The 14,803-nt window shown below is 55.5% G+C and carries 16 protein-coding genes; 4 read left to right on the top strand and 12 right to left on the bottom strand.

The window, feature by feature from the left end; all coding sequences use genetic code 11:
• Positions 1-4: 4 nt before the first annotated feature.
• Positions 5-691 carry a lipoprotein-releasing ABC transporter ATP-binding protein LolD gene (gene lolD / locus IEV54_RS11875; protein WP_150276774.1) on the bottom strand — a complete coding sequence of 229 codons (687 nt, stop codon included), beginning with the start codon at positions 689-691 and terminating at the stop codon, positions 5-7.
• A complete protein-coding gene (locus IEV54_RS11880) occupies positions 684-1,928 on the bottom strand; it encodes a lipoprotein-releasing ABC transporter permease subunit (protein ID WP_150276773.1) in 1,245 nt (414 codons plus the stop codon). The genes lolD and IEV54_RS11880 overlap by 8 nt, the downstream gene beginning before the upstream one ends.
• A gap of 109 nt (positions 1,929-2,037) precedes the next feature.
• Between IEV54_RS11880 and IEV54_RS11885 the strand changes: the two genes are divergently transcribed.
• The 3 genes from IEV54_RS11885 to IEV54_RS11895 are packed head-to-tail and all read left to right on the top strand — an operon-like array spanning position 2,038 to position 3,682.
• Entirely contained in the window at positions 2,038-2,640 is a 603-nt protein-coding gene (locus IEV54_RS11885) for a PilZ domain-containing protein (protein WP_150276772.1), read from the top strand.
• Positions 2,640-2,957 carry a phosphodiesterase gene (locus tag IEV54_RS11890; protein WP_150277098.1) on the top strand — a complete coding sequence of 106 codons (318 nt, stop codon included), beginning with the start codon at positions 2,640-2,642 and terminating at the stop codon, positions 2,955-2,957. Before IEV54_RS11885 ends, IEV54_RS11890 begins: the two co-directional genes overlap by 1 nt.
• Positions 2,954-3,682, top strand: coding sequence for a glycerophosphodiester phosphodiesterase (locus IEV54_RS11895; RefSeq protein ID WP_150276771.1), 729 nt, complete (start codon positions 2,954-2,956; stop codon positions 3,680-3,682). Before IEV54_RS11890 ends, IEV54_RS11895 begins: the two co-directional genes overlap by 4 nt.
• Before the next feature lie 48 nt (positions 3,683-3,730).
• Here IEV54_RS11895 and sthA read toward each other — a convergent pair whose 3' ends face one another.
• From sthA to IEV54_RS11940, 9 genes are all read right to left on the bottom strand, one after another.
• On the bottom strand, positions 3,731-5,128 hold the full coding sequence (gene sthA / locus IEV54_RS11900; RefSeq protein ID WP_150276770.1) for a Si-specific NAD(P)(+) transhydrogenase: 1,398 nt from the start codon (positions 5,126-5,128) through the stop codon (positions 3,731-3,733).
• A 55-nt stretch (positions 5,129-5,183) separates the two neighbouring features.
• The gene (gene nqrM, locus IEV54_RS11905) at positions 5,184-5,432 is read right to left on the bottom strand and encodes a (Na+)-NQR maturation NqrM (RefSeq protein WP_150276769.1); all 249 of its coding nucleotides are present in this window, start codon (positions 5,430-5,432) and stop codon (positions 5,184-5,186) included.
• A gap of 3 nt (positions 5,433-5,435) precedes the next feature.
• On the bottom strand, positions 5,436-6,353 hold the full coding sequence (locus IEV54_RS11910; protein WP_223825376.1) for an FAD:protein FMN transferase: 918 nt from the start codon (positions 6,351-6,353) through the stop codon (positions 5,436-5,438).
• A 106-nt stretch (positions 6,354-6,459) separates the two neighbouring features.
• Positions 6,460-7,686: an NADH:ubiquinone reductase (Na(+)-transporting) subunit F gene (gene nqrF, locus IEV54_RS11915; protein ID WP_188434454.1), complete on the bottom strand. Its 1,227-nt coding sequence runs from the start codon at positions 7,684-7,686 to the stop codon at positions 6,460-6,462.
• A gap of 13 nt (positions 7,687-7,699) precedes the next feature.
• A complete protein-coding gene (gene nqrE, locus IEV54_RS11920) occupies positions 7,700-8,308 on the bottom strand; it encodes an NADH:ubiquinone reductase (Na(+)-transporting) subunit E (RefSeq protein ID WP_150277097.1) in 609 nt (202 codons plus the stop codon).
• A 6-nt stretch (positions 8,309-8,314) separates the two neighbouring features.
• Complete coding sequence (locus tag IEV54_RS11925; RefSeq protein WP_150276766.1) at positions 8,315-8,986, bottom strand: NADH:ubiquinone reductase (Na(+)-transporting) subunit D; 672 nt, start codon at positions 8,984-8,986, stop codon at positions 8,315-8,317.
• Between the two features lie 2 nt (positions 8,987-8,988).
• Positions 8,989-9,765, bottom strand: coding sequence for a Na(+)-translocating NADH-quinone reductase subunit C (locus IEV54_RS11930; RefSeq protein ID WP_150276765.1), 777 nt, complete (start codon positions 9,763-9,765; stop codon positions 8,989-8,991).
• Complete coding sequence (locus IEV54_RS11935; protein ID WP_150276764.1) at positions 9,755-10,969, bottom strand: NADH:ubiquinone reductase (Na(+)-transporting) subunit B; 1,215 nt, start codon at positions 10,967-10,969, stop codon at positions 9,755-9,757. Before IEV54_RS11935 ends, IEV54_RS11930 begins: the two co-directional genes overlap by 11 nt.
• 3 nt (positions 10,970-10,972) lie before the next feature.
• The gene (locus IEV54_RS11940) at positions 10,973-12,310 is read right to left on the bottom strand and encodes a Na(+)-translocating NADH-quinone reductase subunit A (protein ID WP_150276763.1); all 1,338 of its coding nucleotides are present in this window, start codon (positions 12,308-12,310) and stop codon (positions 10,973-10,975) included.
• A 287-nt stretch (positions 12,311-12,597) separates the two neighbouring features.
• On the opposite strand from IEV54_RS11940, the gene IEV54_RS11945 reads away from it, so the two are divergent.
• Positions 12,598-13,158 carry a chalcone isomerase family protein gene (locus IEV54_RS11945; RefSeq protein WP_150276762.1) on the top strand — a complete coding sequence of 187 codons (561 nt, stop codon included), beginning with the start codon at positions 12,598-12,600 and terminating at the stop codon, positions 13,156-13,158.
• Positions 13,159-13,243: 85 nt separating this feature from the next.
• Here IEV54_RS11945 and IEV54_RS11950 read toward each other — a convergent pair whose 3' ends face one another.
• Positions 13,244-14,683 (bottom strand): glyceraldehyde-3-phosphate dehydrogenase, encoded by a 1,440-nt coding sequence (locus IEV54_RS11950; RefSeq protein WP_150276761.1) that lies wholly within the window; start codon positions 14,681-14,683, stop codon positions 13,244-13,246.
• Positions 14,684-14,803 lie beyond the last annotated feature (120 nt).

Genomic DNA, 14,803 nt, shown 5'->3' on the forward strand with positions numbered 1-14,803 from the left:
GTTTTTACTCTACGCGCGCCGCCAGTTTACCTTCCACCAGGGTCAGGACCCTGTCCATTTGTGACGCCAGTGCGAGGTCATGGGTAACCACCATGAAGGCGGTCTTGAGACTCTGGCTAAGTTCGAGCATCAACTGCTGAATGCTTCTTGCCGTGTGCTGGTCCAGATTGCCGGTAGGTTCGTCGAGTAGGACACAGGCCGGCTCGTTGATCAGCGCCCGTGCGATGGCCACACGCTGACGCTCACCACCTGACAATTCGCCCGGCTTGTGTCCGGCGCGCTGGGCAAGACCAACACGTTCAAGCATCTGCTGCCCGCGTTGGTGCGCTTCACTGATAGGCGTGTTGCCAATCAACAGCGGCATGCATACGTTTTCCAGGGCACTGAACTCCGCCAGCAGGTGATGGAACTGGTAGACAAAACCCAGCCCGCTGTTACGGAGCTTGCCACGTTCTGATTCGCGCAGTGAGGACATCTGCCTGCCGGCCAGCCAAACCTCTCCTTCAGTGGGCGTATCCAGCCCACCGAGCAGATTGAGCAGTGTCGTTTTACCCGACCCCGAGCTGCCGACAATGGCCACGCGCTCACCGGCTACCAGTTGCATGTTTATGCCATCGAGTACACGCAGGCGCTGCGGTCCGATTGCATATTCCATACTCAGGTTCCGACATTCCAGGACAAAATCAGTCATAACGCAATGCCTCCGCAGGCTCGGTGCGCGAGGCGCGCCAGGCCGGATACAGTGTGGCCAGGAAGCTCATGCCCAGAGCCGCAGCACAGATCAACACAACATCACTCCAGATAAGCTGGGACGGCAGGTAACTGATGAAGTACACATCGGAACTGAGGAACTGGATGCCGAAAAGTTTTTCCAGCCCAGCGACCATCGCCGACACGTTCAACGCCGCAAGTACCCCGAGGACACAACCAGCCAGAGTTCCCACCACACCAATCACGGAGCCCTGCACCATGAATATGCCCATGATGGTGCCAGGCGATGCGCCAAGAGTTCGCAGAATAGCGATGTCCGCTTTCTTGTCGGTGACCACCATGACCAGAGTGGAGATGATATTGAATGCAGCCACTGCGACGATCAGCAGCAGAAGCAGGCCGATCATGGTCTTTTCCATCCGGATCGCGGCAAACAGATTACCGTGAGTACGGGTCCAGTCCTGCGCGTAGTAGTCACCCGGCAGCAAGGATGCCAGCTCCCAGGCAACACGGGGCGCCTGGAAGAGATCACCCAACCTGACACGCAAACCCTGCACCTGACCGGGCTCCCAGCGCGACAAACGTGCAGCATCGCCGGCATGGATCAGCGCCAGGGAACCATCCAGCTCCGCTCCGACCTTGAAGGTGCCCACCACATGAAAACGTTTGAGGCGGGGAAACACGCCGGCGGGGGTTACCGATGCTTCTGGCAGAACAAAGGTCAGCTTGTCGCCAATCCCCACGCCAAAGCGACTGGCAATCTGTTCACCGACGATAATGCCAAACTCCCCGTCCTGCAGGTCGCCCAGGGTGCCACGGGTCATGTGCTGACCAACAATGGACACATCTACCTCCTTGTCCGGCAGAATGCCGTTCACCAGAACAGGAGCTACACTGCCATCATGCGTGAGCATGCCCTGCAGCTGGACAAAAGGCGCCACTGCTTCGACATCGGGATGCTCAAGCAGGGTATCGGCCAGCAGAGGCCAGTCGTTGATCGGCTGCTGGGAGCTGACGGTCGCATGGGGCACCATACCCAGAATGCGGGTCCGCAACTCGCGGTCAAAGCCGTTCATCACCGACAGCACCAGGATCATGACCAGCACGCCAAGGGTCAGCCCCAGCATGGAGATCAGGGAAATGAAGGAAATGAAATGATTGCGGCGCTTGGCGCGGGTATAGCGCAGGCCGATAAAAAATGGCAAGGGTCTGAACATGAAGTAACGGTTACCTGAAGGGCCGTGCCCGTTGAATGGCAGTTCGGATTGGCATGGTACACTGAAAAGCATATTTGTTCAGCGCTTCGCAAAGGCTCAGGCGGGTCAAATGACAGACAAAGAAGAAGACTCAACAGACGACAAGCGGGATTTCTTCAGAATTCGCGACAGCCTCGCCCTGGATGTGCGCAAGGTGAGCAGTGCGGACATTGAAGAGGCTGCGTTCGAGGAGCAATCACCACTTTTCAGCCTGTTAAGTGACCTCCATACCCTGGACTACGAATCGCAGCATCTGCTGCGTCAGATAGCCGAGCGTGACCGAGCCCTGGCGCACTATCTGAAGATAATCAACAAGCGAGTCGATCTGCTAAGTAACGCTCTGGCGCTACAGCTGGTGGATGAAATCGGTGATCCCCAGGAAGTTACCCTGAGTGAAGGCGGTATTTCCTTTGCCTATCCGGAGGCTTTCGAGATTGGTGCCTGGCTGGCGCTACGTATGGTGCTGCTGCCCTCACCACTTGGGCTGGTGTTGCCGTCACAGGTTATTCGCTGTGAGCCTGATACCGAGTCAGACAACTGGATCATTGCCGTGAGCTTTCACACCCTGGCAGATAATCAGCGTCAGATGCTTGCCCGGCATATACTGCAAAAACAGGCTCAGGAAATCCGTGCCAACAAGACTCAAGCCTCAATCCAGGAAAGGACACCATGATGAAACACCTAACCTCGACACTATGTGCCACCTCTCTGATGCTAGGTATGATGCTCAGCGCAGCACCCCTGCAAGCAGACACCCTGGTCATTCCACTCGGCCACCAGGCAACCGACAATGTGTCTGCTATGCCCCAGCGGGGTCAGACCAAAGGCTCCGTGGTCCAGCGCCATGGCGAGCCGAGCACTCGACATGCCGCTGTCGGGCAACCACCGATTACCCGCTGGGACTATCCCGGCTACAGCGTTTATTTTGAATACGACAGGGTCATCGATAGCGTTCGCCATCGCCAATCGGGGAGCGCGCTGACCCCATGACGTTGATTTACGGCCATCGGGGTGCCCGCGGCGAAGCACCGGAAAACACCCTCCCAAGCTTCAGACGCGCACTGGCCGCCGGCGTCACCCGTGTCGAGCTTGACCTGCATCTGTCCGCAGACCGTCAACTCATGGTAATTCATGACCCTACCCTCAGGCGCACCACAGGCCTGGGCGGCAAGGTCAGCAAACATACTGCTGCTGAATTGATGCGCCTGGACGCCCGCCGGGATGGTCCATCCTGGCCGGAGCCTTGCCCAATACCCAGCCTGGAGCAGCTTTTCCAGGCCTGCCCAGAGTTCGAGCACTACCAGCTTGAAGTCAAGAGTGGCTCCAGCGGCCAATCACGTATTGTGCTGGACGCTGTCAGTGAACTGGTCCAGCGTTTCGGGTTGAAGGACAAGGTAGTCCTTACCTCAAGCAGCCGCACCTTGCTGAAAACGGCCAGCCAGGACAATTACTCGCTTCCCACCGGGCTGGTCGAAGAGTATGGCCTGATTGATCCCCTGAAGAGCGCACGTCGGTACGGTTGCCGCTATCTGATCCTGAACTGGAAATTATGCAGGCTTGCACGTATACGAAAAGCCCAGGCCATGGGTCTGCATGTATCAGTCTGGACAGTGAATGACCCTGCGATGATGCAGCGCCTGGCAGAGATGGGCGTAGACAGCCTGATTACCGACCTGCCGCACCTGGCAGTCGAGACCCTCAAGCAGCGGGCATAAAAAAGCCCCGGTTACGGGGCTTTTTCGTTGCACACACGAGCATAGTGCCTAAAAAAGTCGGTTCAATCCGTCCAACGCCGCAACCCGATAGGCTTCAGCCATGGTCGGGTAGTTGAAGGTGGTGTTGACGAAGTACTTGATGGTATTCGCCTCCCCTTTCTGGTTCATGACGGCCTGGCCGATGTGCACAATTTCCGATGCCTGGTCGCCAAAGCAATGAATACCCAGAACTTCGAGAGTTTCGCGATGGAACAGGATCTTCAGCATACCCACCTGTTCACTGGTAATTTGCGCGCGCGCCATACTCTTGAAAAATGCCTGTCCAATTTCGTAAGGCACCTGTGCATCGGTCAACTCACGCTCGGTCTTGCCCAACGAGCTGATCTCCGGAATCGTGTAAATACCTGTGGGCACATCATCCACAAAACGCCAGGCGTCATTGCTTACGATATTACCCGCGGCAGAACGGCCCTGGTCGAAAGCCGCACTGGCCAGGCTCGGCCAGCCAATCACATCTCCGACAGCGTAGATATTCGGCACATCAGTGCGGTAGTTTTCATCCACACTCAACTGGCCACGGTTATTGGCCTTTAACCCGACATTTTCCATGCCTAGCCCATCAGTATTACCAGTACGGCCGTTACACCAGAGCAACGCATCGGCCTTGAGCTTCTTGCCAGACTTTAGATGCAGAACAACACCCTGGCTGTCCAATCCCTCAATCTTGTCGTATTCCTCGTTATGCCGGATCAATACGCTGTTGTTACGCAGGTGGTAACTCAAGGCATCAGAGATCTCGTCGTCAAGGAAACTGAGTAACCGGTCCCGGTTGTTGATCAGGTCTACCTTTACGCCCAGCCCGCAGAAGATTGATGCATATTCACAACCAATAACACCCGCACCGTAAATGATCAGGGTACGTGGAGTATGGTTAAGCTTGAGGATGGTGTCGCTGTCATAGATGCGCGGGTGACTGAAGTTCACGTCCGCCGGACGATACGGCCTGGAGCCCGTGGCAACGATGACTTCCTTGGCGATCAACTTGTCGACCACACCTGCGGAATTGACCAGTTCGATGGTGTTCTCGTCGGCGAAACTGCCCTTGCCAAAAAACACATCGACCCGATTGCGGGCGTAATAGCTGGTCCGGGAGGTAACCTGTTTGGCCATGACCTTTTCGGCACTTTTCAGTACGTTTGGAAATGAGAACCAGCGGGGCTCACCGATGGTGCGAAACATCGGATTGGTATTGAAGTGAATGATCTGTTTGACAGAATAACGCAATGCCTTGGACGGAATGGTGCCCAGATGGGTACAGTTACCACCCACAGAGTCACGCTCTTCAACCACAGCCACCTTGCGGCCGTGCTTGGCCGCGTTCATTGCAGCGCCCTCGCCAGCTGGGCCAGAGCCCAGTACCACTACGTCATAATTGTATACAGCCATTCAGTAAGTTCCTTGTTGTGCTCGAGGGTATGCTCTCATCTGAAAACCGATGAAGCTAGTCGACCTTGGTCGCGTCATATCCCAGATCACTGGTTGCACGCTTGGCCCGCGGCTCGATACCCGCGTTTTCACTTGCTTCTTCGCACCTTGTGACGTCCCCGCCGCAGATGCCACAGGACTTGTCGAGTCCAGTCGCACCAATACCACCGCAGGACCCGGCAATAGGCTTGCGACCCATCATTACGCCCACGGACATGCCAACCACGACCAGAGTCATCAACAGGAATGCCAGAAACCAGACCATAGGTTACTCCTCGCTCTTTACCAGAGCCTCAAACAGGGGTGTGGGCCGGGAAACAAACTCGGCCCCCTCGCGCAGCACAAAAAGTGCCGCAACATTGTTTTCCTGTGCATATTCCCAGCCCTTCTCCGGGCCAAGAATCAGCAATACGGTGGAAAGCCCATCAGCCACCATGGCAGAGGGATCCATCACGGTCACTGCAGTCAAATTATGCATGACCGGCCATCCGCTCCTGGGATTGACAGTGTGCGAATAACGCTGCCCCTCGTATTCAAAGTAATTACGATAGTCACCTGAAGTGGATACCGCATAACCGTCGAGCTCAACGATCAGACTCGCTGTGCGCTCATCATCACGCGGCTCCTCTATGGCAATGCGCCAAGGATTCTCGCCCGGCTTGACCCCGGCCGCCTTGAGTTCGCCGGTAATCTCGACCATATAGTCTTTGATTCCCAGTGACAGCAGGTGTTCCGCAACCCGATCAACCATATAGCCTGCGGCAATGCTGCTGAGATCAACCTTGAGGTCATTGTCCTTACACAACTGGTCCTTCTCGATGCGCAAATGCTGCTGGCCTACATTCTGCAACGCCTTATCAATCTCGGCCTGCACAGGCACGACCTGCATTCCGTCGCCACGCTGAAAGCCCCAGACTTCCAGCAACGGGCCAACGGTCACGTCGAAACCGCCTTCGCTGTCCCTATTGAGCCTCTGTGCAAAACCGACCAAATCCAGAATCGATTGCGGCATGGACTGACAGGCACCAGCAAGCAGTGCGTTGAATCTCGCCAAATCCGAATCGTCACGCCAGGTAGAAACCTCAGCATCAAATTCGTCGAACTGGTTTTCCAGACTGGCCTGCAGCTTTTCCGGACCGGGAGAACCATCCGCCGCAACCCATTTGATCGAATAGGTGCTACCCATGGTGCTACCGGAAATTTCCGAAACCGGCACCGTAGAATTGAAACAGCCCGCCAGAGCTGTTGCCAAGGCAACAACAATAGCGGGCCGAAGGTTTCGAAGTAGCACTCTAGCCGCCGAAATCATCAAGCATGATGTTTTCCGGTTCGACACCCATATCCTGCAGCATCTTGATAACCGAAGCGTTCATCATTGGCGGACCACACATGTAGTACTCGCAATCCTCAGGGGCCGGATGGTCCTTCAGATAGTTATCAAGCAACACATTGTGAATAAAGCCCGTTGGACCATTCCAGTTGTCTTCCGGCAGCGCATCGGACAAGGCCAGATGCCACTTGAAGTTCTCATTTTCTTCCTGCAGCTTGTCGAATTCCTCGACATAGAAAGCTTCACGCAGCGAGCGCGCACCGTACCAGAAGGAGATCTTGCGCTTGGTCTTGATGCGGCCCAGCTGATCGAAGATGTGCGAACGCATGGGCGCCATACCGGCGCCACCACCAATAAAGACCATCTCGGCATCGGTATCCTTGGCAAAGAACTCACCAAAGGGACCATAGACCGTGACCTTGTCACCGGGCTTGAGCGCGAAACACCAGGAGGACATCTTGCCCGGGGGCAGATCGTCACGGCCTGGCGGCGGCGAAGCCACACGCAGATTGAACTTCACTACGCCACGCTCTTCCGGGTAGTTGGCCATGGAATAGGCACGAATGACGGTTTCATCAACCTTGGACACAAAGCGCCACATGTCGAACTTGTCCCAGTCACCACGGAATTCCGGCTGAATGTCGAAATCCTTGTAATGCACGGTATGCGGCGGGCATTCCAGCTGCACATAACCACCAGCACGGAAATCGACGTTCTCGCCTTCCGGCAGTTTGAGCGTCAGTTCCTTGATGAAGGTCGCCACATTGGGGTTGGCCTCAACGGTGCATTCCCACTTCTTCACGCCGAAGACTTCTTCCGGCACTTCAATCTTCATATCCTGCTTGACCGGGGCCTGGCAGGACAAGCGCCAGCCTTCGTTGGCTTCACGCTTGGTGAAATGCGACTCCTCGGTGGGCAGCATGGAACCGCCGCCCTCCTCGACAATGCACTTGCACTGGGCGCAGGTACCGCCGCCGCCGCAGGCAGAAGACAGGAAAATGCCGTTGTTCGACAAGGTGTTCAGCAATTTGCCACCGGCAGGCACGGTAATGGTGCGCTCGCCATTGATTTCAATGGTCACGTCGCCACTGGTGACAAGCTTGGAGCGAGCGATCAAGATCACGGCAACCAGAAACAGCACGATCGCCGTGAACATCCCCACGCCCAGAAAGATTTCCATGTTCATCAGTTACAGCTCCTGTTTACAGTTGCACGCCGGAGAACGACATGAACCCCAGGGACATGAGCCCCACGGTGATGAAGGTAATGCCCAGACCGCGCAGGCCATCAGGAACATCGCTGTACTTGAGCTTCTCGCGAATACCCGCAAGCGCAACAATCGCCAACGCCCAGCCCACACCGGCACCAAACCCGTAAACGGTGCTCTCGCCGAGAGAATAATCACGCTCGACCATGAACAGGGACGCACCGAGAATGGCGCAGTTCACGGTGATCAGCGGCAAGAATACACCCAGCGCGTTGTAGAGCGAGGGAACAAACTTGTCCAGCAACATCTCCAGAATCTGCACCAGTGCAGCGATAACGCCGATGTAGCTGAGCAGACCCAGGAAGCTCAGGTCCACATTGGGCAGACCGGCCCAGGCCAGCGCGCCATCACGCAACAAGTAGGTATAGATCAGATTGTTGGCCGGTACGGTGATGGTCAATACCACCACTACCGCAATACCCAGACCCAGCGAAGTCTGCACCTTTTTTGAAATAGCGATAAAGGTACACATGCCGAGGAAGAAGGCCAAAGCCATGTTCTCAACGAAAATGGCCCGGACCATCAGGCTTATATAGTGTTCAATCATGGCTTACATAGCCTCCTTCAACGCACGGCTCTGTGGTGCCATCTTGAAATCCGGCTCCTCCACCTGCTCAGTCTTCCAGGAGCGTAGCGCCCAGATGATCAGCCCGATTATGAAGAACGCAGACGGTGGCAGCAGAAGCAGACCGTTGGGCTGGTACCAGCCACCCACGTTGACCAACGGCAGGATTTCATAGCCGAGCAGCTTGCCGGCACCAAACAGCTCACGAATCACGGCAACCACGATAAGTATGAAGCTGTAGCCCAGGCCGTTACCGACCCCGTCAAGGAAACTCATATGTGGCGGGTTCTGCATGGCAAAGGCTTCAGCCCGGCCCATCACGATGCAGTTGGTGATGATCAGACCAACGAAAACCGACAACTGCTTGCTGATGTTGTAGGCATAGGCCTTGAGAACCTGATCTACCACGATTACCAACGACGCAATGATCACCATCTGCACGATCATCCGGATTGAGCCGGGGATGTAGGTGCGGATGCTCGAGATAAACAGGTTGGAAAAAGCGGTTACCGAGGTGAGTGCCAGACACATCACCAGGGTGACGTTCAGGCTGGTCGTAACCGCCAGCGCCGAGCAGATCCCGAGGATCTGCAGGGCAATTGGGTTGTTGCTGAAAATTGGGTCGAAGAGCACCTGTCTGGCGCTTGCTTTAGCCATGATTACGCTTCTCCCGCGCTGAGATTATCGAGGAACGGACGAAAGCCATTCTCGCCCATCCAGAACTGAACTAATTTTTCCACCCCACGACTGGTCAAGGTGGCACCGGCAAGACCGTCGATCTTGTGCTCGGCGTCAGCCATACCCGGATCCACGCTACCCTTGATGACCTGGATAGCAACATCATCCTGCTCATCGTAGACAACCTTGCCGGTCCATTGCTGTTTCCAGTTCGGATTGTCGACTTCACCACCCAGACCGGGCGTTTCCGCGTGCTGGTAGAAGCCCAGACCCACAACAGTCTGCAGATCACCCTCAAGGGCAATAAAGCCGTAAAGGGTCGACCACAGGCCGTAACCATGGATTGGCAGAATCATGGTCTCGATACCATCTTCGTTCTCAACCATGTATACGGTTGCGTAGTTGGCACGGCGACGGATGCTGGCAATATCTTCGGAAGCATCAAGTTGCTGAGACAGCGCAGGCTCCTTGGAAGCCTTTTGCTGATCGTAGGTCAACGGATCGATTTCATCACTGAACTCGCCAGTGCGCAGATCAACCAGACGAGCAGTCACTTTCTCGAACTGCTCCTCGACACTAACGCCCTCTTCCAACAAACCGGCGATAGACAGAATGTTGCGCTTCTTGTCCAACAACTGGTTGGTTATCTGCACCGGCTTGAGCGACACGGCGGCAACCGAAACAACCACCGAGCACACCAGACAGACCAGCAACGCCACCATGATGGTGCGGCTGACGGATTCTCTATTACTGGACATTGCGTACAAGCCTCCGCTTTATATTGGCCTGGACGACGAAGTGGTCGATCAGGGGAGCGAACAGGTTGGAGAACAGAATCGCCAGCATGATGCCCTCGGGGAAGGCCGGGTTGACCACACGGATCAGTACAACCATGACACCGATCAGGCCACCGAAGATCCATTTACCCTGGTTGGTCATGGACGCAGATACAGGATCAGTGGCCATGAAGATCATGCCGAAAGCGAAGCCGCCAACCACCATATGCCAGTACCAGGGCACTGAGAACATCGGGTTGGTAGTGGAGCCCAGCATGTTGAACAACAGACTCAAACCAATCATGCCAAGCATCACGCCTGCCACAATACGCCAGTTGGCGATCTTGGTTGTCAGCAGTACGGCGCCGCCCAGGAATATAGCCAGGGTCGAAGTTTCACCTATTGAACCGTGGATGTTGCCGACAAAGGCATCAAACCAGCTGATTCCCTGTGACATGATCGCTTCGACGCCACCGGAAGCCGCCAGACTCAGTGCGGTTGCACCGGCGTAGCCATCAATCGAAGTCCAGACAGCGTCACCGGAGGAGGCCGCAGGATAGGCAAAGTACAGGAACGCCCTGCCCGTCAGCGCCGGGTTGAGGAAGTTCTTGCCAGTACCGCCGAAGACTTCCTTGCCGATCACGATACCGAAGCTGATACCCAGCGCGACCTGCCACAGAGGAATGCTTGGCGGCAGAATCAGCGCAAACAGGATAGAAGTAACGAAGAAGCCTTCATTGACCTCATGCTTGCGGATCGAGGCGAACAGGACTTCCCAGAAACCACCGACCAGAAAGGTCACGGCATACACCGGCAGAAAGAACGCCGCACCATGAATCAGGTTGTCCCACAGACTCGCTGCGTCAAAACCTGCCAGCGACCCGATCAAGCCAATGCGCCAGCCTTCCTGAGCTGCGAGCAACTCGGGGTTGGCTGCATAGATGATATTGGCCTGATAACCAATGTTGTACATGCCATAGAACATCGCCGGGAAAGTACATACCCATACGGTGATCATCATGCGCTTGAGGTCCAGACCATCGCGCACGTGCGCAGTGGTGCGAGTTACGCTACCGGGACGGTAGAAAAACGTGTCGATCGCTTCGTAGAGGGCGTAGAACTTTTCGTGCTTGCCACCCTTCTCGAAGTTGTGCTCGATCTTGTCGAGGAATGCACGCAAACCCATGGCTTAACCCTCCTTCTCGATCAGCGTGAGGTTGTCACGCAGAATCGGGCCATATTCATATTTGCCAGCGCACACGTAACTGCACAGGGCCAGATCTTCTTCGTCCAGCTCCAGGCAGCCCAGTTTCTGGGCCATGTCAGTGTCACCGACGATGAGGTAGCGCAAGAGTTGCGTTGGCAGGATGTCCAGCGGCATGACCATCTCGTAGTTACCGAGTGGGACCATGGCCCGCGGGCTGCCATTTGTAGTAGTAGTAAAATCGAATTGCTTGCCGGGTTTCAACTTGGAGACGAAAATATTCAATACCGAGTGTTTATTCACCCCGGGACGCAGGTAGTGAATCATTTCGCGGTTATCGCCTTCGGCCAGTACGGAAACCTGCTGGTGATAACGACCAAGGTACGCGACCGGACCCTGAGCCAGGCGACCACCAAAGACCGACCCGGAAATAACACGGTTATTACCTGACTGCAGCTCGCCAGCGGTGAGCTCATCAAGATTGGCACCCAGACGTGTGCGCAGCAGACGTGGACGCTCGACCATCGGGCCTCCCAGTGCAACCACACGTTCAGTCCATAACTTGCCGTCGGTAAACAGATGACCGATAGCAATAACGTCCTGATAGTTGACCTGCCAGACAGTCTTGCTCTCGCTGACCGGGTCGAGCATGTGGATGTGCGTACCAGGCAAGCCTGCGGGATGGGGGCCGGCGAAGCTTTCGCAGCGAACGCCATCGAGGTTTTCACCCGGTACCGACGCGCCCTCGGCGCGGCACAGCCAGATTCGTCCGAGGCGCGCAAGCACCTTCAGGCCATTCTCGAATGCGCCTGCGTATTCCTTCAACACCAGGGCCGGGTCAGCGGCCAGCGGGTTGGTATCCATAGCCGTTACAAAAATCGAGTGCGGCTCACTGTCAACAGCAGGCACACGGCTGTAGGGCCGTGTCCGCAATGCTGTCCACATACCTGATTCGATCAATTGCTCACGTACATGCTTGGGATCAAGGCCCGCCAGGGCCGTTTCCTCGTGGGCGGTAAAGCTGACCGCTTCATCACCCTCGACGTCGATTACCACCGACTGCAGGATACGCTTCTCGCCGCGGTTGATCGCACTGACTACGCCTGACGCGGGTGCGGTGTAGATAACGCCGGGGGTTTTCTTGTCACTGAAAAGAATCTGGCCTAGCTTGACCCGGTCACCCTCTTTCACTTCCATGGTTGGTTTCATACCGTGGTAGTCGAAACCGACCACGGCAACGCTGCGCACCGGGCGCGCGTCATCCATGATTTGCTCAGGGGAGCCGGTGATTGGCAGATCCAAGCCCCGTTTGATTTTTATCATACGTATAGCCTAATCACTGGTTGGAATCGTCAAGGGCGGATCGGGCATCCGGCGTAGCAAAGGGGCCGCCGAGCGTTTCGGGAGGCAAACAAAACCCAGCAGAATGTGACCACGAACCCTCATCAAAAATCCCGTCAAGTATAAAGACCATGACCTGTCAATGCTACTCAAGGTCTTGGTTTTTTCAGGTTTTTTGCTGTTACACAATCCGTTACCGGGTGAATTGACCATAATTCAGCCGGAGTAGTTAATGGGCGTATTGACTCACCGAAAACGGAGTAGAAAAGATGATTGCACGTACCCTGGCGCTGGTTTGTTGCCTCTTGCCACTCAGCCTTGCCGCCAGCGAAAAGCGCCTGGCCGAAGCGGACTTCCCGCAACGCATCGAAGTTGGCAATCAGGAGCTGGTCTTGCGCAATGCCAGCTTGCTGGAATACCTGTTCGTGGACGTTTACAGCGCCGCCCTGCTGACACCAGCACAACAGCCACTGGAAAACCCGATAAAGGCAGGAGAACCCCTGCATCTGGAGCTGTATTACTACCGGAACATTGATCGCGAGGACGTCATCAAGGCAGCCTGGGTAGCTCTGGAACGGCAGTACGACAAGCCAACCCTTGACGAGCTGCGGCCCATGATTGACGAGCTGCACGCCACATTTACCGACATCAGCGCAGGTGATCGTTACGCACTTACCCTTGATGCAGCCCACTCCCTTAGTTTGAAATACAACGGAGTGGAGTCTTTCAGCTCAGAGGACAGTCAACTGGCTAGAGCATATGTTGGCATCTGGCTCAGGGAAAACGGATTGTCTGACGACCTACGCGAAAGACTGACTGCAACCCGTTGATTTAAAATGGATCAATAGTTCAAAAAAAAGGCGCCAGAGGCGCCTTTTTTATTACTCACTACCTGCACAAGCAAGCAGTGTCTGCTCAGACCGGGAAAGCCGGGGGATTGACGTTCGCCAGATCTTCCAGAATCCGCACAACCTGACAGCTGTAACCAAACTCGTTGTCATACCAGACGTAGAGAATCAGACGATTGTCATTGCAGATGGTAGCCTCGGCATCCACCACACCGGCATGGCGTGAACCCACGAAATCACTGGAAACCACTTCCTGGGAATTGGTGAAATCGATTTGCTTGTGCAGGTCAGAATGCAGCGCCATGTAACGCAGGTATTCATTGACCTCATCACGATCAGTTGCCTTCTCAAGGTTAAGATTGAGAATGGCCATGGACACGTTGGGCGTAGGTACACGAATCGCGTTACCACTCAGCTTGCCGCCCAGCTCCGGCAACGCCTTGGCAACTGCCTTGGCAGCACCCGTTTCAGTGATGACCATGTTCAGTGCAGCGCTGCGACCACGACGGTTGCCCTTGTGGAAGTTGTCGATCAGGTTCTGGTCGTTGGTGTAGGAGTGAACAGTCTCCACATGACCGTTGACGATCCCGTACTTGTCGTTGATCGCCTTGAGAACTGGGACAATAGCGTTGGTGGTACAGGACGCAGCAGAAATGATCTTGTCGTCCGGCGAAATCGTCGCATGATTGATGCCGTGAACGATGTTCTTCAGGTCACCCTTGCCCGGAGCGGTAAGAACTACCTGAGATGCGCCCGGGCACTTCAGGTGCTGGGACAGACCCTCGGCATCACGCCATACGCCAGTATTGTCTACGACAATGGCGTCTTCTATACCGTACTGGGTGTAATCGACTTCGCTGGGGTTACTCGCATAGATCACCTGGATGATCATGCCGTTAGCCGTCAGGGTGTTGTTTTCCTCATCCACCTTGATCGTGCCCTGAAAGGAACCGTGCACCGAATCGCGACGCAGCAGACTGGCACGCTTGGCCAGATCATTAACTGCACCCTTGCGCACAACAATGGCGCGCAGACGCAGGCCGTCGCCCACACCTATCTTCTCGACCATGATGCGCGCCAACAACCGACCGATACGTCCGAAGCCGTAAAGCACAACATCACGGCCCTGGCGGCGCTCGCCCTTGTGCCCGATCACATCAGCCAGCTCTGTGCGCAGGAAAGCGTCCAGATCATCCCCACCTTCACGGCGGAACTTATCAACCAGGCGGGCCAGATCGATCGAGGCAGGACCCAGGTTCAGATCCAGCAGAGCCTTGATCAGCGGGAAGGTGTCATGTACTGACAGCTCGGTATCGTCGATCTGACGCGCAAAGCGGTGGGACTTGAGGATACTGATAACAGAACGATTCACCAGCCCCCGACCATAGATCGAGGTGACCACGTTGTGCTCGCGGTACAGACGGCCGATCAGCGGAATCATCGCTTCGGCGGTGGATTCACGATCCGTCCAGTTTTCCAGACATTGGTCATATTGGGCTTGAGTCACGTCTTTTCCTTCCAGGTCATGGGCTCTAAAGGGCCGATATTATGCTTTTGTTCTGGCACCGAGGCAATGATTCCGGGAAAAGCGCTGTAACCGCGGCATAGTCATGCGTACACAGGTACA

The organism is Halopseudomonas salina (genome assembly GCF_014637955.1).
Taxonomy (GTDB): domain Bacteria; phylum Pseudomonadota; class Gammaproteobacteria; order Pseudomonadales; family Pseudomonadaceae; genus Halopseudomonas; species Halopseudomonas salina.

Bases quoted from the DNA above. Each gene is read 5' to 3' on its own strand.
- lolD (WP_150276774.1), bottom strand. From the start codon at position 691: ATGACTGATTTTGTCCTGGAATGTCGGAACCTGAGTATGGAATATGCA.
- IEV54_RS11880 (WP_150276773.1), bottom strand. From the start codon at position 1,928: ATGTTCAGACCCTTGCCATTTTTTATCGGCCTGCGCTATACCCGCGCC.
- IEV54_RS11885 (WP_150276772.1), top strand. From the start codon at position 2,038: ATGACAGACAAAGAAGAAGACTCAACAGACGACAAGCGGGATTTCTTC.
- IEV54_RS11890 (WP_150277098.1), top strand. From the start codon at position 2,640: ATGAAACACCTAACCTCGACACTATGTGCCACCTCTCTGATGCTAGGT.
- IEV54_RS11895 (WP_150276771.1), top strand. From the start codon at position 2,954: ATGACGTTGATTTACGGCCATCGGGGTGCCCGCGGCGAAGCACCGGAA.
- sthA (WP_150276770.1), bottom strand. From the start codon at position 5,128: ATGGCTGTATACAATTATGACGTAGTGGTACTGGGCTCTGGCCCAGCT.
- nqrM (WP_150276769.1), bottom strand. From the start codon at position 5,432: ATGGTCTGGTTTCTGGCATTCCTGTTGATGACTCTGGTCGTGGTTGGC.
- IEV54_RS11910 (WP_223825376.1), bottom strand. From the start codon at position 6,353: ATGGGTAGCACCTATTCGATCAAATGGGTTGCGGCGGATGGTTCTCCC.
- IEV54_RS11925 (WP_150276766.1), bottom strand. From the start codon at position 8,986: ATGGCTAAAGCAAGCGCCAGACAGGTGCTCTTCGACCCAATTTTCAGC.
- IEV54_RS11930 (WP_150276765.1), bottom strand. From the start codon at position 9,765: ATGTCCAGTAATAGAGAATCCGTCAGCCGCACCATCATGGTGGCGTTG.
- IEV54_RS11935 (WP_150276764.1), bottom strand. From the start codon at position 10,969: ATGGGTTTGCGTGCATTCCTCGACAAGATCGAGCACAACTTCGAGAAG.
- IEV54_RS11940 (WP_150276763.1), bottom strand. From the start codon at position 12,310: ATGATAAAAATCAAACGGGGCTTGGATCTGCCAATCACCGGCTCCCCT.
- IEV54_RS11945 (WP_150276762.1), top strand. From the start codon at position 12,598: ATGATTGCACGTACCCTGGCGCTGGTTTGTTGCCTCTTGCCACTCAGC.